The sequence below is a fragment of the Streptomyces sp. NPDC053493 genome (genome assembly GCF_044544825.1).
Lineage (GTDB): Bacteria > Actinomycetota > Actinomycetes > Streptomycetales > Streptomycetaceae > Streptomyces.
Genome location: NZ_JBITXS010000015.1, coordinates 24,984 through 48,586 on the forward strand (window position 1 = coordinate 24,984; position 23,603 = coordinate 48,586).

The window sequence follows — 23,603 nt, forward strand, 5'->3', positions numbered from 1 at the left end:
TTCCGGCGGACGTGTCACGCGCACTCCTCGCAAGCAAGAAGGGCGCGGATATCCACGGCGCACGCATGCGAAAAAGAGCAGGAAGACATCCGAGAACAGGTAGGGGAACGTGAGTAATCCTTTCGACGACGAGTCAGGACGCTTCCTCGTCCTCGTGAACCACGAGCGCCAGTACTCGCTGTGGCCCGCGCACCTCGACATCCCCGGGGGTTGGGAACCGGCGGGGCCCGAGGGGTCACGCCAGGAGTGTGTGGACCGGATCGAGAGCGTCTGGACCGACATGCGGCCCGCGAGCCTGGTGCGGGCGATGGACGCCGGCACCGGCTGACGCCCGGCCGAAAGGAGGAGGCGCCTCGCAGGTCAGGTGGCGCTTCCGCCGGCCCTCAGCGACTCCCGGCACCGGTTTCACACGAGGGCGGTGCGGTCCGCGCCGGCCGGTGAGCGCTCTCAACGGCCGCGCGACGGCAGCGTGTCGCCGCCTTCCGACGGCTTCGCCCGCGCCGCCCCCCTCCGCGCGTCGACGAGGTGCTCCACGCCCGGTGAGCTCCGCTTCGCGCGTACACGGACGTGTCCAGGCCCGCTCGCACGCCCGTTCACCGCTCCGCGTCGCCGTGCGGGGCCGTCCGTGCTTCCCATGCGCGGCTGTTCGTGCTGCCCTCGCGCTTTCTTTCCGTCACCGTCCCTTTATCTCTCCCCGAAGGTGTGGACCGGCATGCAGGAAAACATCCCCCGCCCGGACTCGAATTCCTCGGAACTCCTCGAACTGACCACCGCGCAGCAGGGTGTGTGGTATGGCCAGCTGATGAATCCGGACAGCCCTCAGTACAACATCGGGGAATGCTTCGAGATACGCGGCGGGCTCGACGAGAGATTATTCGCCGCCGCTCTCAACCGGGCGGTTCACCTCTGCGACAGCCTCCACACCGTGTTCGTGTCCGTGGACGGGACGGTCCGCCAGCGCGTCGACCGCCCGGCCGCCGTGCGGGACCGGCTGCACCGGGTCGATCTCACGGGCGCCGACGATCCCGTCGCCGCGGCGGAGCGGTACATGGCGGACGACATGGCCACCGTGGACCGGCTCGACGCCCCGCGGCACCACTTCGCCCTGCTGCGGCTCGGCCCCCGCCTGCACTACTGGTACGTCCGCTACCACCACATAGCCGTCGACGGTCTCGGCGGAGCCCTGTTCGCCCGGACCGTCGCGGACCTCTACACGCGGGCGACGCGCGGCGAGGACCTGGCGGCCGTGGTCCCGCCCACCGGTCCGCTGCGCGAACTGGTCGCCGACGAGGTGGCCTACCGTGCGTCCGACCGGCTCGAAGCCGACCGCGCCTACTGGACCGGACGGTTCACCGAACCGGCCTCCGGCCACGGCGACGACGACGGCCCCGCCGCGAGCGGGGCCGGAGCGCTCGTACGGCGGCGGACCGACAATCCCGCGCCCGGCGCGCGCACGGCCGCGGGCGGTCTCGCCCTGCACACCGGCGAGACCCTTCCCCCCGGCGTCCTCGACGGACTGCGGCGCCTCGGCGCGGCCGCCCGCACCACCTGGAGCGCCGTCCTCGTCGCGGCGGTCGCCGCTCACACGGCCCGCGCCACCGGCCGTCGCGAGGTCTGCGTCGGGCTGGCCTCGCACGGCCGCCCGGGGGCGCTCCAGCACATCGTCGGCATGACGTCCACGATCCTGCCGCTGCGGCTGACCGTCGACCCCGCCATGTCCGTCGCCGAACTCGTCCGGGCGGTCGCCACCGAGATGCGCGGAGCCCTGCGGCACCGCAGGTTCTCCCGTGAGCAGCTGGCCCGCGAGCTGAAGCGGACCGGTGACGCGCCGCGGCTGACCGACGTCGTCGTCAACGTCATGGGCTACGACTACGGCCTGGACTTCGCCGGCAGCCCCGCGACCTCGCGGCTGCTGTCCATCGGCCCCGTCGACGACGTGTCCCTCTTCGTCTCCGAACGGGACGAGGGCAAGGGGCCGTTGATCGGCTTCGACACCAACCCCGAGCTCTACCACCCGGACGACGTGCGGTTGCACCAGCAGGCTGCGGTGTCCTTCCTGGCGGCCCTTTCGGCCGCCGCCCCCGACACTCCGCTGAGCGCCGTGCGCTCCCTCGGGCCGGACACCGCCGAGGCGCTGCTCGACCAGGGCCGTGGAGCCGCCCTTCCCACGGGTGCGGCGGCGACGAGCCTTCCGGAGGCGTTCGCCGCCCAGGCGCGCCGCACGCCCGACGCGCCCGCCGTCGTCACCACGGGCGCCACCCTCTCGTACCGCCGGCTCGCGGGCGCCGCCGAGGACCTGAGTCACGCCCTGACCGGCTGGGGCCTGGCCCCGGAGGACGGGGTGGGGGTGCTGCTCGGGCGTTCGGCAGCCGTGGTGGTGGCCTCGCTCGGCGTCGTGGGCGCGGGTGCCGCGTACGTGCCGATGGACGCCTCCTGGCCGGCGGAACGGCTCGACCGCGTGGCCGGCATCGCACGGGTACGCGCCCTGGTCGTCGACGAGGAGACTGCGGCGGTCGCTTGGGTCGAGCGGGCGGCGGCCACCCTGCCGGTGCTGGTGGTCGACGCGCGGGGCGCGATCGTGCGCGGCGGCCCCCGCCGGCCGGGTGGCCTGCCCGCGGCCGTCCACTCCGACCGGCTTGCATATGTCATGTTCACCTCAGGCTCCACGGGTCTGCCGAAGGGCGTCGGCGTCCGGCACGCCGACGTGCTGGCGCTCGCGGCCGACAGCGCCTGGTCCGACGGGGCCTGCGACGCGGTCCTGATGCACTCGGCGTACGTCTTCGACGCCTCCACCTTCGAGATCTGGGTGCCGCTCCTGCGCGGCGGCCGGGTGGTCGTCGCGCCCCCGGGAGTCCTGGAGGCGCGGACACTCCGTGAGGTGACGGCCCGCGAAGGCGTCACGGCACTGTTCCTGACCACCGCCCTGTTCAACCTCCTGGCCGAGACCGACCCCGCGGCCTTCGCCGGACTGCGCCTGGTCGCGGCGGGCGGCGAGGCGGCGGCCCCCGGCCTCATGGGCCGCGTCGCCGCCGGCGCGCCCGGCACCCGCGTCCTGCACGTCTACGGACCCACCGAGACCACCACGTTCGCCGCCCGGCACCCCGTCCCCGCCGGAGCCGGCGGCGTCCCGCCCGTCGGCAGGCCCCTCGACGGCACCCGGCTGTACGTGCTCGACGCCTCCCTCGCCCTCGTGCCGCCCGGCGCGGTGGGCGAGCTGTACGTGAGCGGTGCCGGTGTGGCCCGCGGCTACCAGGGCCGCCCGGCGGCGACCGCGTCCCGCTTCGTCGCGGACCCCTTCGACCCGGCCGGCGGCCGGATGTACCGCACCGGCGACCTGGTGCGCTGGACGGCGGACGGCGACATCGAGTACGTCGGACGCGCCGACGGGCAGATCAAGCTCCGCGGCTTCCGCATCGAACCGGCCGAGACCGAGAACGTGCTCCTCGGCGACCCTGCCGTCCGCGACGCGCGGGTCCTGGTGCGCGAGGACGTCCCCGGCGACCGGCGGCTGGTCGCCTACGTCGTGCCTACGGTCGGCGCCCGCCCGGACGAGGCGGCCCTCGCCCAGCGTGTGGGCCGCGCCCTGCCCGCGTACATGGTGCCGTCCGCGTTCGTCGTCCTCGACGCTCTGCCGTTGAACGCCAACGGCAAGGTGGACCGGGCGGCGCTGCCCGCGCCACGCGTCCGCGTCACCGACACCAGGCCGCCGCGCACCCCGCACGAGGAACTCCTCGCGGGCCTCTTCGCCGACGTCCTCGCCGTGCCCGAGGTCGGCGTCGACGACAACTTCTTCGCCCTCGGCGGGCATTCGCTGCTCGCCGCGCGCCTCCTCGCCCGCGTCCGGACGGCGACCGGCGCGGAACTCGGGCTGCGGGAACTGTTCGAGCACCCCACCGTCGCCACTCTCGCCGGGGTCCTCGCCTCCGCCGGGACCGCCCGGCCGCCCGTGCTGCCACGCCGTCGGCCCGACCCCGTTCCCACGTCCTTCGCCCAGCGACGGCTGTGGTTCCTCAACCGGACCGAGGCAGCGGGCGACGCCTACAACGTGCCGCTCGTCCTCGACCTCGAAGGCCCCCTGGACACCGAGGCGCTGCGCGGCGCCCTGGCGGACGTGGTGGCCCGCCACGAGAGCCTGCGCACCGTGCTCGCCGACCACGACGGCGTGCCCCACCAGGTGATCCGTCCCGCCACGGCGGCCGCCGCCCTCGTCCCCCTGCCGGTCGAACGGCCGCCGGCCGGCGAGCCGGCCGCGGCGTGGGCGGAACGCACGGCGGGCGAGCTGGCCGCCGCGCCCTTCGACCTCGCCACCGACGTCCCCGTCCGGGCGCGCCTGCTCGTGACCGGCCCCGACCGGCACGTCCTGGTCCTCGTCCTGCACCACGTGGCCGCCGACGGCTGGTCGCTCGCCCCTCTCTGCCGCGACCTCGGCGCCGCCTACCGCGCCCGGACGTCCGGCGGCACCCCCGACTGGCCCGAACTGCGCGTCCAGTACGCCGACTACGCGCTGTGGGAGCGGGAGTTGCTCGGCGGTGAATCCGGCGGTGGATCCGGGGGCGGCGACGGTGACGGCCACGTGCCGGACGGTCTCGAGGCGCGGCTCGACCACTGGAGGAAGGCGCTGCACGGCGCCCCCGGGCAGCTCGACCTGCCGTACGACCGGCCGCGCCCGGCGATGCCCAGCCACCGCGGCGCCGCCGTTCCCTTCGCGCTGGACGGCGACACGTACGGGCGTGTGCGACGGCTGGCCCGGGACGCGGGGTGCACCCCGTTCATGGTGCTCCAGGCCGCCCTGGCGGTGACCCTCCGGACGCACGGAGCCGGCGACGACATCCCGCTGGGTACCGCCGTGGCAGGCCGGAGCGACGAGGCCCTGGACGACCTCGTCGGCTTCTTCGTCAACACCGTGGTGCTGCGCACGGACCTGTCGGGCGACCCCACCTTCCGCGACCTGCTCGCCCGGGTCGCGGCCTTCGACCTGGCGGCGTTCGACCACGCCGACCTGCCGTTCGAACGGCTGGTGGAGGAGCTGAACCCCGAGCGGTCCGGCGGTCACCATCCGCTGTTCCAGACCATGCTGGTGGTGCAGAACCAGGGGCGGGCGGAGCTCTCCCTGCCCGGCATCACCGTCCGGGACCGGTCCCGGCACACCGGGATCAGCAAGTTCGACCTGACGTTCTCGCTGGTCGAGGTCCCGGACGGCTCAGGGGCCGGGGACGGGCTCGGAGCCGGAACCGGGGAAGCCGGAACCGGAGCCGGGGAAGAGGCCGGAGCCGGGGGCGGAGCCGCAGTCAGGAGCGGAGAGCGACGTGGTGACGTCCGGCTGGGCGGTCATCTGGAGTACGCCACCGACCTGTTCGACGAGACGACCGCCCGTGCCCTGGCCGAGCGGTTCGCCCGGATCGTCGCGCGGGCCGTCGACGCACCCGACCGGCACATCGGCGACCTCGACGCCCTCATGTCCGCCGAACGGGCGGAGTTGCTGGACCACGGCCGCGGTGCCCCGCTCACGCGTCCGGTCCCGCCCGTCTCCGAAGCGGTACGGGAATGGGCCGCCCGCACGCCCGACGCGGTGGCCGTGCGCGACGGACGGACCGCCCTCACGTACGCCGGTCTCGACGCCCGCGCCGAAGCCCTGGCCGCCGTCCTGCGGGCGCACGGTGCCGGCCCCGGCACCCGGGTGGCCCTGGCGGTGCCGGCCTCGGCCGACACCGCGGTCGCCTTCCTCGCGGTGCTGCGGGCCGGCGCCGCCTACGTCCCGGTCGACCCGGACTACCCGCCCGCCCGCGTCCGGCAGATGCTCGAAGACGCGCGGCCCGTCCTGCTGCTGACCGGCACCGGCCTCCCCGACGGCCTGCCCGACGCCGGTGTTCCGCGGCTCGCCGTCGACGCCGCCCTCCCGCGGGTGCCGGCCGGCACCCGGGCCGGGGCCGCGGAGAGCGCTCACCGGACGCCGCTTCCCGCGGAGGCCGCGTACGTCGTCTACACCTCCGGGTCCACCGGCCGTCCCAAGGGCGTGGTGGTCCCGCACGGCGCCCTGGCCGGGCACACGGACTGGATGGCCCGCCACCTGGACCTCACCTCCGAGGACCGGGTGCTGGCGCGCACGTCGACCAGCTTCGACGCCTCGGTGTGGGAGTGGTGGCTGCCGCTGACCCGCGGAGCCCAGGTCTGCGTCCTGCCGCCCGACGCCAACCGCGATCCTCGCGCCCTGGTGTCCTGGATGCGCCGCTTCGACGTCACGGTCGCCCAGTTCGTCCCCTCGCACCTGGCGCTCGTCCTCGCCGAGGAGTCGGACGCCGCGCCGCCGGCCGCCCTCCGTGCCGTCCTGTGCGGAGGCGAGGCGCTGCCGCGCGATCTCGCCGACGAGGCGGCCGTACGGTGGCACGCCGAGGTCCACAACCTGTACGGGCCCACCGAGGCCACCATCGACGTGACGGCCCACCGGGTGCGCGGGCCCGAAGGCGGGGCCGCGACCGGCAGCGGCGGTTCCGTACCGATCGGGCGGCCCGTCGACGGCATGCGCGTCTACGTCCTCGACGACCGGCTGCGGCCGGTGCCGCCGGGCGTGACGGGCGAGCTGTACCTGTCGGGAGCCAATGTGGCCCACGGCTACCTCGACCGCCCCGGCCTCACCGCCGAGCGCTTCGTCGCCGATCCGTTCGACGTGCCCGGCACCCGCATGTACCGCACCGGTGACCTGGTCCGCCAGGATCGTGAAGGACTGCTCACCCACGTCGCCCGGGCCGACGACCAGGTCAAGCTCCGTGGCTTCCGCGTCGAACCCGGTGAGGTCGCGGCGGCGCTCCGAGCCCTGCCGGGCGTCACGGCGGCGTGCGCCGTGGTCCGCGAGGACGCGCCCGGACGGCGCCGGCTCGTGGCGTACGCCGTCACGGGCGGACCCGTGTCCGGGGCGGCCGCGACCGGCCCGCTCGGGACGGGCGGGCTCGGAGCGGGTACGCCGGCGCCCGGAACGTCTGTGTCCGGTGCGCCCGCTTCCGGTGTGTCCGCTTCCGATGCGTCCGCTTCCGGTGCTTCTGTGCACCGTGCGCCGGGGGCCGGTGCGCCCGCGTCCGGCGTACCCGTGTCCGATGCGTCCGCTTCCGATGCGCCTGAGCCCCGTGCGCCCGGGGCCGGTGCGCCCGCGTCCGGCGCTTCCGAAGGGCCCGCGCCGGTCAGCGCCGCGCTGCGCGACGCGCTCGCGCGCACGCTCCCGCACCATCTCGTGCCCGACGCGGTCGTCGTCCTCGACGCCCTCCCGCTGCTGCCCAACGGCAAGGTGGACCGTCGCGCCCTGCCCGCGCCGCCGGCCGGGGCCGGTCCGGTGCGCGGCGCGGCCGCGCCGCGCGACGCCCGCGAGGAGGTCGTCGCCGGGATCCTCGCCGACGTCCTGGGACTTCCCGAAGTCGGCCCGCACGACAGTTTCTTCGACCTGGGCGGTCACTCGCTGCTCGCCATGCGCGTGATCAGCCGCGTCCGCGCCGTGCTGGGCGCCGACCTCTCCGTACGCACCCTCTTCGAGCACCCGACCCCCGCCGGGCTCGCGCGGGCGCTGGACCCCGCGGCCCGGACGCGGCCGCCGGTGACCCGCGCCGCCCGGCGGCCCGATCCGCTGCCGCTGTCCTTCGCGCAGCGGCGCCTGTGGTTCCTCAACCGGCTGGAGGGGCCCAGCTCCTCGTACAACATCCCGCTCGTCCTCGAACTGCGCGGACCGCTGGAGCCGGACGTCCTGGTCACGGCCCTGGCGGACGTCGTGGCGCGGCACGAGGCCCTGCGCACCGTGTTCCCCGAGCGCGACGGCGTCCCGCACCAGGTCGTGCTGCCGACGGGGGCCGCCGTGCCCCGCCCGTCGGTCGAGAGCACCGCGCCGGCGGACCTGGAGGCCGCCGTCCTGGCCGCGGTCCGCGAGCCGTTCGACGTGCTCACCGATCCGCCGCTGCGGGCCCGGCTGCTGCGCTGCGCCCCCGAGCACCACGTCCTGGTCCTGGTCCTGCACCACATCGCCGGGGACGGCTGGTCGCTGGGGCCACTGGCCCGGCACCTCGGCGAGGCGTACCGGGCCCGGCTCGCCGGGCGGGCCCCCGCGGCGGGCGGCGGTCTCCAGTACGCCGACTACGCCCTGTGGCAGCACGCGCTCCTCGGCGAAGCCGGTGAAAGCGGCGAAAGCAGTGAAGGCAGTGAAAGCGGCGAAGGGAGCGGTCTGGTACGCGAGCAGCTGGACCACTGGCGCACCGCGCTCGCCGGTCTGCCCGGTCTGATCGACCTGCCGCTGGACCGGCCGCGCCCGGCCGTCGCCGACCCGCGCGGCGCGGTGGTCCCCTTCGACCTGCCGCCCGCCCTGCACGCCCGGCTCGTGGAGCTGGCCCGCGCGTCCGGCTGCAGTCTGTTCATGGTCCTCCAGGCGGCCGTGGCCGCCCTGCTGCACCGGCACGGCGCCGGCGACGACATTCCGCTGGGCACGCCCGTCGCCGGCCGCACGGACGAGGCGCTGGAGGACCTGGTCGGCTTCTTCGTCAACACGCTCGTGCTGCGCACCGACCTCTCCGGCAACCCCACCTTCCGCGAACTGCTGCGCCGGGTACGCGACTTCGACCTCGCCGCCTACGCCCACCAGGATGTGCCCTTCGAACGGCTGGTGGAGGTCCTGAACCCCTCCCGGGCCCGGGACCACCACCCGCTGTTCCAGACCATGGTGGTGCTGCAGAACCAGGAGCCCGCCCGCCCCGACCTCCCGGGCCTCCAGGTCGAGGACCGGCTCGTGCACAACGGACTGAGCAAGTTCGACCTGACCTTCGCCTTCACCGAGGAGCGGGCCGGCGGTGGCCTGTCCGCCGGCATCGAGTACGCCACCGCGCTCTTCGACCGCGGCACCGTCGAGGCCCTCGCGACCCGGCTCCTCCGGCTGCTCGACCGGGTGGCAGCCGAGCCCGACCGGCCCGTGGGCGGCCACGACCTGCTGGCCGCCGGCGAACACGCCCTCGTACGACACTGGGGGACGGGCGGGCCCCTGCCGGCGGACGGGGCGTCCGAGGACCGCACGCTGCCCGCCCTCTTCGCCCGGCAGGTCGGGCGCGCCCCGGACGCGGTGGCCGTCACCGACGGCGGCACGGACCTGTCGTACGCCGAGCTCGACCGTCTCTCGGCCGGCCTCGCCGAAGCCCTCGCGGGCCTCGGCGCCGGGCCGGAACGCGCCGTCGGGGTCCTGCTGAGCCGCGCCCCCGCGGTCGTCACCGCCTCCCTCGGCACCGTGCGCGCGGCGGCCGCCTACGTGCCGCTCGACCCGCGCTGGCCCGCGGAGCGGCTGGACCAGGTCGCCGCCGTGGCGGACCTCCGCCTGCTGGTCGTCGACGAGGCCGCCCTCGCCACCTCCTGGGTCACCGAACGGGCCGGGCGGATGCCCGTCCTGGTGGTGGACCGTCTCGGGCGGCTGCTGCGGCGGATGCCGGCGGGAGCGGACGCCGGCGAGGACGCGGGCACGGCCGTCGGCCCCGGTCGCGCGGAGAGCCCCTCCGGTGGCCCCGGCAGCCCGGCGCGGTCCGGGCGGACCGCCCTCGACCGCGTCCCCGGTCCGAGCTCCCTCGCGTACGTCATGTTCACCTCGGGCTCCACCGGTCTGCCCAAGGGCGTCGGCGTCAGCCACGCCGACGTGGCCGCCCTCGCGGCGGACTCCGCCTGGGCGGACGGCGCGGTCGACGCGGTGCTCCTGCACTCCGCGTACGTCTTCGACGCCTCCACCTTCGAGATGTGGGCGCCGCTGTTGGGCGGCGGACGCGTCGTCGTCGCCCCCGGCGGGGTCCTGGAGGCACGCACCCTCGCCGAGGCCGTGCGCCGGCACGGGGTGACCGCCGTGTTCCTGACGACCGCGCTGTTCAACGTGATCGCCGAGACCGGAGCGGAGGCCTTCGCCGGGCTGCGCCTGGTGTGCGCGGGCGGCGAACTGGCCTCGCCCGACGCCATGCAGCGGGTCGCCGCCCACGCGCCCGGCACGCGGGTCCTGCACGTCTACGGCCCCACCGAGACCACCACCTTCGCGACCCGCCACCTCGTCACCGCCGAGCTCTCGGCCGGCCCGCCGCCGATCGGGCGCCCCCTGGACGGCATGCGGGCCCAGGTCCTCGACGAGGCGCTGAACCCGGTGCCGCCCGGCGTGGTCGGCGAGCTCTACCTGGCGGGGCGCGGCGTCGCCCGCGGCTACACGGGGCGCCCCGGGGCGACCGCCACCCGGTTCGTCGCCGACCCCTCCGATCCGGCCGGCGGGCGGATGTACCGCACCGGCGACCTCGTGCGCTGGACGCCCGACGGACACCTCGCCTACGTCGGACGCGCCGACGGGCAGGTCAAGTTGCGCGGCTACCGCATCGAACTCGGCGAGATCGAGGGCGTCCTCGCGGGCTGCGCCGGAGTGTCGGACGCCTTCGCCATGGTCCGCGAGGACGTGCCCGGCGACCGGCGGCTCGTCGCGTACGTGGTGCCGAGCGCCGGCGCCGTTCCCGATCCCGCCGAACTGGCCGGCGCCGTCGGACGGGTGCTTCCCGCGTACATGGTGCCCGCCGCGGTGGTGCCGCTGGAGGCGCTGCCGCTGAACCCGAACGGGAAGGTGGACCGGGCGGCGCTGCCGCTGCCCGCGTACGACGCCCCGGGGTCCGGCCGGGCCCCGCGCACCATCCGCGAGGAGATCGTCTGCGGCCTGTTCGCCGACCTCCTCGGCCGGGAGACCGTGGCCACGGACGACGACTTCTTCGCACTGGGCGGGCACTCCCTGCTCGCCACCCGGCTCGCGGCCCGGCTGCGCACCGCACTCGGCGTGGAGGCGGAGGTCCGGCTCGTCTTCGAGCACCCGACACCGGCCGCGCTCGCGGCCGTGCTGGACGGAGCCGGGACCGCCCGGCCCCGGCCGGCACGGGTGGAACGGCGTCCCGACCCGCTGCCGCTGTCCCCGGCGCAGCAGCGCCTGTGGTTCCTGAACCGCTTCGACGGGCCCTCGGCCACGTACAACGTCCCGCTGGTGCTGCGGCTGGACGGCCCGCTCGACACCGAGGCCCTCGCCCGCGCCCTCGCGGACGTCGTGGAGCGCCACGAAAGCCTGCGCACCGTGTTCCCCGACAGCGGAGGCGTGCCCCGGCAGCTGGTGCTGGACACGGCGGGCGCCGACCTCGACCTCACGCCGCGGGACGTCGCACCGGACCGCCTCGACGCCGTGCTCACCTCCGAGACCGCGTACGCCTTCGACGTGAGCAGCGAACGGCCCGTCCGGGCCCGGCTGCTGCGCCTCGCGGCCGAGTCCCACGTCCTGGTGCTGCTCGTGCACCACATCGCGGGCGACGGCTGGTCCCTGGCGCCGCTCGCCCGCGACCTCGGCGAGGCCTACCGGGCGCGGACGGCCGGCGAGGAACCCGGCTGGACCGCCCTTCCCGTCCAGTACGCGGACTACACCCTGTGGCAGCGCGCGCTGCTCGGCGACGAGGACGATCCGGCCGGTACGGCGGCCCGGCAGCTGGAGTTCTGGAGGACCGCCCTCGCCGGGCTGCCCGATCTGCTGGACCTGCCGTCGGACCGGCCGCGGCCGGCGGCGGCCACCCACCGGGGCGACGCCTTCGCCTTCCCGGTGGACGCCGGGACGCACCGGGCGCTGGCCGATCTGGCCCGGGCCCGCGGGTGCAGCCTGTTCATGGTCCTGCAGGCCGGGCTCGCGGTGCTGCTGGCCGCGCACGGCGCGGGCGAGGACATCCCGCTCGGCACGCCCGTCGCCGGCCGCACCGACGAGGCCCTGGACGACCTGGTCGGCTTCTTCGTCAACACCCTGGTCCTGCGCACCGATCTGAGCGGAAACCCCGCCTTCACGGAGGTCCTCGACCGGGTGCGGGACTTCGACCTGGCGGCGTACGCGCACCAGGACGTGCCGTTCGAGCGGCTCGTCGATGCGCTGGACCCGGCCCGGACGCAGAACCGCCACCCGCTGTTCCAGACCATGCTGGTGCTCCAGAACCAGGCCGAGGCGTCCGTCGAGCTGCCCGGTCTCACCGTCCACCACGTGCCGGTGCGCACCGGCATCAGCAAGTTCGACCTCACCTTCACGTTCACGGAGCGCCGCGACGGGACAGGACGGCCCGACGGCCTCGACGGCGTCCTCGAGTTCTCCACCGACCTGTTCGAGCCCGCCACCGCGCAGGCGCTCGCGGCGCGGCTGAGCCGGCTGCTCGGCACGCTCGCCGCCGATCCCGGCCGGCGCGTCCGCGACGTGCAGGTCCTGACGGCCGCCGAGCGGACGGCACTGCTCCGGGCCGGCCACGGACCCGAACGGCCGCTGCCCGCCCGGACCCTGCCCGAGGCGTTCCGCGCGCAGCGCGACCGCTCCCCCGACGCCGTCGCCGTCCGGACGGCCGAGCGGGACCTGACCTTCGCGGAACTCGACCGTCTGTCCGACGCGCTGGCCGGTGAGCTGCGGGCCCGCGCCGTGGGACGCGGGGACGTGGTGGCCCTCGCCCTGCCGGGCACGGCCGCGCAGGTCGTGGCGATGCTGGCCGTGACCAAGACGGGGGCGGCCTGGCTCCCGGTCGACCCGGAATACCCGGCGGCCCGCCTCGCCCTCGTCCTGGCCGACGCCCGCCCCGTCCTGCTGGTCGCGCCCGAGGCGAGCCCGCTCACGCCGCCGCAGCCGGCGCCCGCGGTCCCGGTGCTCCTCGTCGGAGCGGCCGGGGAGCCGGTGGAGGGGACGGCGTCCACGGACGTGGTGGCCGATGCCGCCCGCGCCGAGGCCGCCGGTTCCGGCGGAGCCGTGACCACCGTCGACGGCGCGCACCCGCTCGACGCCGCGTACGTGCTCCACACCTCCGGCTCCACCGGCCGCCCGAAAGGCGTCGTCGTCACCCACGCCGCCCTCACCAACCACATGGCCTGGCTGGCGGACCACCTCGCGCTCACCGGTGCGGACCGGATCCTGGCCCGGACCTCGCCGAGCTTCGACGCCTCTGTGTGGGAGACCTGGCTGCCGCTGCTGCACGGCGGCGCCACCTGCCCCGTGCCGCCGGCCCTCCACCAGGACCCGGTGGAGCTGCTGGCCCGGATGCGGCGGGCGGGCGTGACCGTCGCCCAGTTCGTGCCGTCGCTGCTCTCCCTCGTCCTCACCGAGACCGAGGGGCAGCAGCCGCCGGCCGGGCTGCGCGCCGTCCTGTGCGGCGGGGAGCCGCTCACCGCCGCGCTGGCCGAACGGACGGCCCGGGCCTGGGGCGTGGAGGTGCACAACCTGTACGGGCCGACCGAGGCGACCATCGACGCCACCGGCCACCGCGTGTGCGGTCCCGACGGCGCGGGCGCGTCCTCCGACGAAGCCTCCGTGCCGATCGGCCGGACCGTCGACAACCTCCGCGCCTACGTCCTCGACTCGGCGCTCCGGCCCGTGCCGCCGGGCGTGACGGGGGAGCTGTACCTGGCGGGGAAGGGCCTGGCCCGCGGCTACCTGGGCCTCCCCGGGCTCACGGCCGGCCGGTTCGTCGCCGACCCCTTCGGGCCCCCGGGCGCGCGCATGTACCGTACGGGCGACCTCGTCCGGCAGCGCGCCGACGGGCTGCTGCGGTACGTGGCCCGCGCCGACGACCAGGTGAAGCTGCACGGTCTGCGCATCGAGCCGGGCGAGATCGAGGCCGCGCTCGCCGGCCTCGACGGCGTCGGCGCCGCCTGCGTGCTCGTCCGCGAGGACCGCCCGGGCGAGCAGCGGCTCGTCGCCTACCTCACGGCCGGCCCCGGCGCCGCCGCCGTGCCGGACGACGCCACGCTGCGGGAACGGCTGACGGCGCTGCTGCCCGCCTTCATGGTGCCCGCCGTCCTCGTCCGCCTGGACGCGCTGCCGCTGCTGCCCAACGGCAAGACGGACCGGCGCGCCCTGCCCGCCCCGGCCCGGCCGTCCGGCGCCCGTGCCGGGGACGGGGCGCCGCGCACCGCGCGGGAGCGGATCCTGTGCGACCTGTACGGGGCCGTGCTGCGCGGGCCGGCGGCCCGGCGCGACGACGACTTCTTCGCGCTCGGCGGCGACAGCATCCTGTCCATCCAACTGGTGAGCCGGGCGCGCGAGAAGGGCCTCGGCATCACTCCCAAGGACGTCTTCCTGCACCGTACGCCCGAGGCGGTCGCCGCGGCGGCCACCGAGCTCGACGGACAGGCCGCCGCCCCGGCCGACGACGGCGTGGGCCCCCTGCCGCTCACCCCCATCGCGGCCTGGTTCCTCGACCGCCCCGGTCCCACCGACGGCTACCACCAGTCCGGAGTGCTGCGCACGCCCCTCAGCGCCGCGCGGGACGACCTCGTGGCCGCGCTCCAGCTGCTCGTCGACCACCACGACACGCTGCGGCTGCGCGTCGGCCGCGCGGCGGGAGGCGAGGTGGTCCCGGAAACACTGCCGCCGGGCGCGGTGGACGTCCGTGCGTGCTTCACGCGGATCGACGTCGCCGGACTGGACGCGCAGCGCGTCCGGGCCGCCCTCACCGAGGCGGGGGAACGGGCGCGGGACCGGCTGCGGCCCGCGCACGGCCGGGTGTTCGAGGCCGTGTGGGCGGACGCCGGCCCGGGGACGCGAGGGCGGCTGCTGCTGCTCGTGCACCATCTCGCGGTCGACGCCGTGTCCTGGCGGATCCTCGCCGAGGACCTGGCGACGGCCTGGAACGCCACGACGGGCCCACGGTCCGCCGGCGCGGATCCCGCCGCCCCCGCGGCTGCCGTCCTGCCGCCGGTCCGCACCTCCTACCGGGGCTGGGCGAGGCTCCTCGCCGCGCAGGGCCGGGACGGCGCCCGCGCGGCCGAACTGCCGCTGTGGGAGGACATGGCGGCGGGCACGGTGCCGCCGCTCGGGCGCCGGCCGCTCGACCCGGAACGGGACACCGCCGGCCGCTGCCGCACCCTCACCACCCGCCTGGACGCCACCTGGACCCAGGCGCTGCTCACCACCGCTCCCCGGGCATTCCACGCCGGAGTGGACGACGTCCTGCTCACCGGGCTTGCCCTGGCCGTCCGCAGCCGGCGCGACCGGCCCGCCGCCGGGGCACCCGGCGCGCCCGGCCCCGAGGACGCCGGGGTGCGGATCGACCTGGAGAGCCACGGCCGCGAGCAGATCGCCGGGAACGTCGACCTGTCCCGGACGGTCGGCTGGTTCACCAGCCTGTATCCGGTGCTCCTCGACCCCGGGCCGCTCGACCCGCGGGACCCGGGCCGCTTCGACGGCGGGCTGGTGGACCGGGCCGTCAAGCGGGTCAAGGAGCAGCTGCGGGCGGTGCCGGACCACGGCATCGGCTACGGCGTGCTGCGGTGGCTCGACCCCGCGGCCCGCGTCCGCCTCCAGGAGACCGCGCCCCCAGAGATCGGCTTCAACTACCTCGGGCGGTACGCCGCCCCCGCGGAGCACGCCGGCCCGGACGGCGGCCCCGGCGGTGACGCCGGAGCCGACTGGGAAGTGCTCCTGGACGGCGGGGCGCCCGCCGCCCAGGACCCGGGCATGCCCGTCCACCACGTCCTCGACGTCAACGCCCACACGGAGGACCGGCCCGGCGGACCGTGCCTCGTGACGCGCTGGACCTGGCCCGCGGAACTGCTCCCCGAGACGGAGGTCACGGCGCTCGCCGAGGCGTTCGGCCGGGCCCTGCGGGCGATCGCCGAACACGCCGAACAGCCCGACGCGGGCGGCTGGACGCCGTCCGACCTTCCCCTGGTCTCCGTCGACCAGGCCCAGATCGACCGACTGAAGACCAAGTGGGGTGGACGCAAGTGACCGGGTTCCAGCTGGAGGACGTACTGCCGCTGACGCCGTTGCAGGAGGGCATGCTCTTCCACGCCCTGTACGACTCCGCGGCCGTGGACGTCTACACCACGCAGTTCGTCTTCGCGCTCGAAGGCACCGTGGACGTGCCGGCCCTGCGTGCCGCCGTGGCGGCCCTGCTGCGACGGCACGCCAACCTGCGGGCCGGATTCCTCCACGAGGAGCTGGACCAGCCGGTGCAGGTGGTGGCCGCCGAGGTCCCCGTACCCCTGGTGGAGCACGACCTGACCCTGCCGTCCGGCACCGGCGCCGACATCACCCCCGGCGCCACGGCCGAGGAGCGGTTCCGGGACTTCCTCGCCGAGGACCGCCTGAGGCGCTTCGACCTGACCACGCCGCCGCTGATGCGTTTCACCCTGCTGCGCACCGGCCCGGCCCGCTACCGGCTGGTGATGACGTGCCACCACATCCTGCTCGACGGGTGGTCGATGCCGCTGCTGGTACGTGAGCTCTTCACGCTGTACGCCCACCGGGGCGACGACGTGGCCCTGCCGAGGGTCACCCCCTACCGCGACTACCTGGCCTGGCTGGCCGGACAGGACCGGACGGCCGCGCTGGACGTCTGGCGCGCCGCCCTCGCGGGGGTGGAGGCGCCGACGCTGCTCGCCGGGCGCGGCGGGCCCGTGGCCGTCCGGCCGGACCCGCGGGACCCGGCCGGACGAGGGGACGCGGAGGACCCACGGTCCGGGGGCGGTGCGCGGGCCGACGCGCTGCCGGAGACCCTGGTCCTGGAGCTGGACGAGACCGTCACCCGGCGGTTACGGGACACCGCCCGCGACCACCGGCTCACGCTGAACACCCTGCTGCAGGGCGCCTGGGGGCTCCTCCTCGCCCGGCTCACCGGCCGCGCGGACGTGGTGTTCGGCACGACCGTGTCCGGCCGTCCGCCGGAGCTGCCCGGGGCCGAGGCGATGGTGGGCCTGTTCATCAACACCGTCCCGGTCCGGGTCAGGACCCTGCCCGGCCAGACCAGGGCGGAACTGCTCACCCGGCTCCAGGACGAACAAGGGCGGCTGCTCGGCAGCCAGTTCGTGGGGCTGACCGAACTGCGCGAGGTCACGGACCTGGACGAACTCTTCGACAGCCTGCTCGTCTTCGAGAACTACCCGCTGGACGCGGAAGCCCTCGGCACCGCCCGCCAAGGGCTTCCCGGCCTCACCGTCACCGGGGTCGAGGGGACGGACGCGGCGCACTACCCGCTCACCCTGACCGTCGCACCCGGCGACCGGTTACGGGTCACGTTCGGCTTCCGGACCGCCGTCCTGGACCGGGCCGAGGTGGCCCGTACCGTCGAGCGGCTGCGCCGGCTGCTGGTCACCCTCTCCGAGGGCCGGCTGAACCGGCCGACGGACAGCCTGTCGGTCCTGCTGGACGGGGAGGGGCAAGAGCTCCTGACGCGCGGGCGTGGCGCCGCGCTCCCGCCCGCCTCGGCCACCACCGATCTGGCCGCGGCCGTCGCCCGGCAGGCCGCCGAGCGGCCGGACGCGGTGGCGGTGTCCGGCGGCGGAGAGCGGCTGACGTACGCGGAACTCTGCCGCCTCGCCGAAGCGGTGGCCGGCACCCTGACCGGCCTCGGCGTGGCCGCCGAGGAGGGCGTGGGCGTCCTCCTGGGCCGCTCGGCCGCCCAGGTCACGACCGCGCTGGGAGTGCTGCGGGCCGGCGCCGCCTATGTGCCGCTCGACCCCCGCTGGCCCGCCGAGCGACTGGCCGCGGCGGCCGCCGTCGCCGCGCCGCGGCTGCTGATCGTCGACGAGGGCACCCGGACGCATCCATGGCTGCGGGAGCTGGGCGGCGAGGTGCGGGTGGTGACCGTGGACGGCGCGGGGCGGGTCCGGGACGGCGCGGCCGCTCCGGGCGCCCTGCCCGCGCCCGCCGGCGGCGCCCGTCTCGCGTACGTGATGTTCACCTCCGGATCGACCGGGCTGCCCAAGGCCGTCGGCGTCTGCCACCGCGACGTCGCGGCACTCGCGGCGGACCGGACGTGGGACGGCGGTGTCGCGGACGTCGTGCTGATGCACTCGGCGTACGTCTTCGACGCGGCCACCTTCGAGATGTGGGTGCCGCTGCTGCGCGGCGGACGCATCGTGGTGGCGCCGGAGGGGACGCTGCAGCCGGCGGTGCTCCGGGACCTGGTGGACCGTGAGGGCGTGACGGCGGCGTTCCTCACCACGGCCCTGTTCAACGTGTTCGCCGAGACCGATCCCGGCGCCCTGGGCGCCCTGCGGCTGGCCGCCGCGGGCGGCGAGGCCGCCGCTCCCGGCGTGCTGCAACGCCTCGCGGCCGCCTGCCCGGACACCCGGGTGCTCAACGCGTACGGACCCACCGAGGCCACCACCTTCGCCACGCTGCACCGGGTGCGGCCGGACGACGTCCCGGGCGGGGTGCCGCCGATCGGCCGCCCGCTCGACGGTACGCGCGTGCTCGTCCTGGACGCCGCGCTGCGCCCCGTACCGGAGGGCGCCGAAGGGGAGCTGTACCTGGCCGGGCCGGGAGTGGCGCGCGGGTACCTGGGCCGGCCGGGGCTGACGGCGGCCAGGTTCGTCGCCGACCCCACGGACCCCTCCGGCGGGCGGATGTACCGCACCGGCGACCTGGTGCGCTGGGGCGACGACGGGCGCCTGGTGTACGTGGCGCGCGCCGACCAGCAGATCAAGCTGCGCGGCCACCGCATCGAGCCCGGCGAGATCGAGGCCGTGCTGCGCGACCATCCGTCGGTGCGGGCCGCGTGCGTCCTGGTCCGCGAGGACCTGCCCGGCGACCGGACGCTCACGGCCTACGTCGTACCGGCCGCCGGCCGCACGGCCGACCCGGGCGTCCTCACCGCGCACGTGGGCCGCCGGCTCCCCGCGTACATGGTCCCCTCGGTCGTACAGCCGCTGGCGGCGCTGCCGTTGACCCCGAACGGCAAGCTGGACCGGACGGCACTGCCGGTGCCCGAGGCGCCGTCCGGCGCACGGGGCCGGGCGCCGCGCGGAGCCCGGGAGGAGATCCTCGCCGGCCTGTTCGCCGATGTCCTCGGCGTGCCGCGGGTCACCGCCGACGACAGCTTCTTCGCCCTGGGCGGGCACTCCCTGCTGGCGACCCTGCTGGTGGGACGGATCCGGGCGCTCCTGTACGCGGAGGTGGAGATCCGCACCCTGTTCGAGAACCCGACCGTCGCCGCGCTGGCCGCCGCGCTCGAAGGAACGGGGCGGCCGGTCCGGCCGCCCCTGGCGCCCCGGCACCGCACGGACGCGCTGCCGCTGTCGTACGCCCAGCGCCGCCTGTGGTTCCTGCACCGGCTCGACGGTCCGTCCGCGACCTACAACATCCCCTTCGCGGTGCGGCTCGACGGGTCTCTCGACCCGGAGGCCCTGCGGCGGGCCCTCACCGACGTCGTCGACCGGCACACGGCGCTGCGCACCGTCTTCCCGGCCGGCCCCGAAGGCCCGGTGCAGCAGGTCCTCGCAGCCGGGGAGGTACGTCCGCCGTTCCTGATCGACACCGTCGACGAGGACAAGCTGGCGGACCGCATCGCCGCCGCGGCCGCCGAACCCCTCGACATCGAACGGACGCCGCCGCTGCGGGCGACGCTGCTGCGGATCACCGACGCCTCCCACGTCCTCGTCCTCGTCGTGCACCACATCGCCGCCGACGGCTCCTCGCTGGCACCGCTCGCCCGCGACCTCGGGGCCGCCTACCGGGCCCGCGTCGCCGGGACGGCGCCCACCTGGGCGCCCCTGCCGGCGGACTACGGCGACTACACCCTGTGGCAGCACGAGCTGCTCGGCGACGAGCACGACCCCGACAGCCTGATGGCGCGACAGCTCTCCTTCTGGCAGCAGGCGTTGACCGGGCTGCCGGAGCGGATCGAGCTGCCCTGGGACCGCCCCCGGCCCGCGGCGCCCCGGCACCACGGCGCCACCCACTCCTTCACGCTGGACGCGGAGACGGCCCGCGGGATCACCGCCCTGGCCCGGGCCCAGGGATGCAGCGTCTTCATGGTGCTGCAGGCCGCGCTGTCGCTGCTGCTCTCCCGGCACGGAGCCGGCGACGACATCCCGTTGGGCACCGCCGTCGCGGGCCGCACCGACGAGGCCACGACCGACCTGGTCGGGTTCTTCGTGAACACCCTGGTGCTGCGGACCGACCTCAGCGGCGACCCGACCTTCACCGAACTCCTCGGCCGCGTCCGCGACTTCGACCTGGGCGCGTACGCCCACCAGGACGTGCCGTTCGAGCGTCTGGTGGAACTCCTCAACCCGGCACGGTCACATAACCACCACCCGCTGTTCCAGACCATGCTGGTGCTCCAGAACCACACCCCGGCCGCGCCCGTCGACCTCCCGGGGCTCACCGCGCACGCGCTGCCCGTCGACCTCGGGGTCAGCAAGTTCGACCTGTCGTTCACCTTCACCGAGTCGTCCGCCCCCGACGGAACGCCCGACGTCCTGCACGCCTCGGTCGACTACGCGACCGAGCTGTTCGACGCGGAGACCGTGCGGGCCCTGGCGGAGCGGCTGCGGCGGCTGCTCGGCGCCGTCGTCGCCGACCCCGGGCTGCCGCTCCACGCGTACGACGTCCTCGGCGCCGAGGAGCGCACGCGGCTCTCCCGGTGGGAGACCGGCCCGGTGCCGGAAACGCCGGGGCGCGGCCTGCCGGAACTCTTCGCGCACCAGGTGCGGCGTGCCCCGGACGCCCCCGCCGTCCGCGACGCCACGACGACACTGACCTATCGCGAGCTGGACGCCCGCGCCGACGCCCTCGCCCGCCGGCTTGCCGCGCGCGGCATCGGACCCGAGGACCGGGTCGCCGTGGCGCTGCCGCGCGACCGCGAGCTGGTCGTCGCCCTGCTCGCGGTGATGAAGGCGGGAGCGGCCTACCTGCCGCTGGACCCGGACTACCCGGCGGAGCGCCTGGCCCACATGCTCACCGACGCCGCTCCCCGCCTGCTCCTGACCACCCCTCGGCTGCACGCCGCGCTGCCGGCGACACCCGTGCCCCACCTGTACCCCGGAGCGGACGAGGAGGGCGACGGGTCCTCGACGCGGGCCACGGCCGACGGCCGGCCGTCCGGCACGGCGGCACCGTCCGAACTCTTCCGGTCCGGCACGGCGGCACCGTCCGCACACTCCCGGTCCGGAAGCACCCCGGGCGGACAGGACGGCGAGCGCCGCGGCACGTCCCCGGACCCCGCCCACCCCGCGTACGTCATCTACACCTCGGGCTCCACCGGCCGGCCCAAGGGCGTCGTCGTCACCCACCGTGGTGTGGAGGCGATGGCCCGGACGCAGGCACGGCGGCTGCGCCTCACACCGGAAAGCCGGGTGCTGCACCTGGCGTCCGTCAGTTTCGACGCGGCCTTCTGGGAGCTGTGCATGGCCCTGCTGTCCGGGGCCTGCCTGGAGATCGACGAGCGCGACGCGCTGCTGCCCGGCCCGGCACTCGCCGCGCGGGTCCGCGAGCGCGCCGTCACGCACCTGACCCTGCCGCCCGCAGCCCTGGCCGTGATGCCGCCGGACTCGCTGCCCGCCGGGACCACGATCGTGCTGGCGGGCGAGGCGTGCCCGCCGGCACTGGTCCGCGCATGGGCGGAGGACCGCTTCCTGGTCAACGCCTACGGGCCGACGGAGACCACCGTGTGCGCCACGATGAGCGGCTTCCTGCCCGCGCGGGGACCCCACGCGCCGGACCGTACGGTCCCCGTCGGGACGCCCGTCGACGGCACGCGGGTCCGCGTCCTCGACGACCGCCTACGGCCCGTCCCGCCCGGCGTGACCGGTGAGTTGTACGTCTCGGGCGAGGGAGTGGCACGCGGCTACCACGGCCGGCCGGGGCTGACGGCGTCCCGCTTCGTCGCCGACCCCGCCGACCCGGCCGGCGGCCGCATGTACCGCACCGGCGACCTGGTCCGGTGGACCCGTGACGGACAGCTCGAGTACGTCGGCCGGGTGGACGACCAGGTCAAGCTGCGCGGCTTCCGGATCGAGCTGGGGGAGGTCGAGGCGGCGCTGACCGCGCTGCCCGGGGTGGCGGCGGCCTGCGCGACGGTCCGGGAGGACCGGCCGGGCGACCGGAGGCTGGTCGCGTACACGGTGCCGGCGCCCGGCACGGCGGGGCCGGACGGCGCCGAGGTGCGCTCCCGGCTCTCCGCCGTACTGCCCGCGTACATGGTGCCCTCCGCCCACGTGCCGCTCGCCGCGCTGCCGTTGACCCCGAACGGCAAGACCGACCGACGGGCCCTGCCCGCACCGGGTACCGCCCCCGGCACCGGTCAGGACACCGGAACCGGCACCGGCACCGGCACCGGCACCGGGGGCCGTGAGCCGCGCACGGCGCGCGAACGGCAGGTGTGCGCCGTGTTCGCGGAGACGCTGGGGGTGGCGCACGTGGGCGTCACCGACGACTTCTTCGCGCTCGGCGGACACTCGCTGCTGGCCGTGACGCTCGCGCAGCGGATCGAGGAGCGGTGCGGCAGGCGCCTGTCGCTGCGGGCCCTGTTCGCCGCCCCGACGCCCGAGGGCGTGGCCGCGCTGCTGGCCGCACCCGCGGACGCCCCCGCAGACGTGCCGGAACCGGTGGACCTCGTGGCCGAGGTACGGCTCGCCGCCGACATCACGGCCGCCGGACGTGCCGCGTCGGGAACGGGCGCCGCCCGGCGCCCGTCCCGTCCGTCCGCCCGGCCGCTGCTGACCGGAGCGTCGGGCTTCCTCGGGGCCTTCCTCCTGCGCGACCTGATCGAGACGACGGACGGCCCGGTCGACTGCCTGGTGCGCGCCTCCGGCGAGCGGGAGGCGGGAGAGCGGCTGCGCGCCAACCTGGAGCGGTACGGGCTGTGGCGGGAGCGCTACGAGCACCTGATCCGGCCCGTGCCCGGCGATCTGGCGGCCCCCGGCCTCGGGCTCGCCCCGGAGGTCCGGTCCGCCCTGGTGCGCCGCCTGGGCCCGGTGCTGCACAACGGCGCCTCCGTCAACTTCGCCGCCGGGTACGGCGACCTGCGGGCGGCCAACGTCGCCGGCACCGAGGAACTGCTGCGCCTGCTCGCCGACTCCGACGCCCCGGGCCTGCACTACGTGTCGACGACGAGCGTGTACGCGCCGGCCGACGCTCCGTCCACGGTCACCGAGTCGACGCCCACCGGACCGGCGGACCGCCTTCCCGACGGGTACGCGCGGAGCAAGTGGGTGGCCGAGGGCCTGGTGGGCCTGGCGCGGGAACGGGGCCTGCCGGTGACCGTCCACCGCCCGGCCCGGATCAGCGGCGACACGTCCACCGGGGCCTGCCAGGACCGCGACCTGCTGTGGCGGCTGATCAAGGGCTGCCTCCAGGCGGAGGCGGTGCCGGACCTGCCGCCCGGCTCGACGGACTGGGTGCCGGTGGATTACGTCAGTGCCGCGGTGGTGGCCCTGGCGACGACCGTTCCGGACACGGCGGGCCGGGGGCCCGACGTGTACCACCTGACCCATCCGGACGCGCCGGGCCTGGACCGGGTGTTCGCCGCGGCGCGGAGCATGGGGTACGCGCTCAGGACGGTGTCGGCGGAGGACTGGACGTCCCTCGTGGCGGCCCGCCACGACAACGCCGCCCAACTGTTCCTCGGCGCCGCCCATCCCACCGCGCACGGCGCTCCCCGGCGCTTCGACTCCCGCGCCTCGGCCACGGCCCTCGCGGCCCTCGGGGTCGCCCTGCCGCCCCTGACGGACGAGGTGCTGCTCCGCTACCTGGCGTACTTCAGGAAGACGGGTTTCCTGCCCGCTCCCGGCGGCACGAGGAGCGGCGCATAGCGGGGCGGACGTCGGGGGTCCTCCAGGACCAGGGGCGACCG

Annotated in this window: 3 protein-coding genes; all 3 read left to right on the top strand. The window is 76.1% G+C overall.

Annotated features, from left to right (window positions below; all coding sequences use genetic code 11):
* Positions 1-109 precede the first annotated feature (109 nt).
* The 3 genes from ACIGO8_RS30775 to ACIGO8_RS30785 all read left to right on the top strand — a co-directional run bounded on the left by ACIGO8_RS30775 (position 110) and on the right by ACIGO8_RS30785 (position 23,562).
* Entirely contained in the window at positions 110-328 is a 219-nt protein-coding gene (locus tag ACIGO8_RS30775) for an MbtH family protein (protein WP_399737487.1), read from the top strand.
* Positions 329-712: 384 nt separating this feature from the next.
* Entirely contained in the window at positions 713-15,751 is a 15,039-nt protein-coding gene (locus tag ACIGO8_RS30780) for an amino acid adenylation domain-containing protein (RefSeq protein WP_399737489.1), read from the top strand.
* Entirely contained in the window at positions 15,748-23,562 is a 7,815-nt protein-coding gene (locus ACIGO8_RS30785; RefSeq protein WP_399737491.1) for an amino acid adenylation domain-containing protein, read from the top strand. Before ACIGO8_RS30780 ends, ACIGO8_RS30785 begins: the two co-directional genes overlap by 4 nt.
* Positions 23,563-23,603 lie beyond the last annotated feature (41 nt).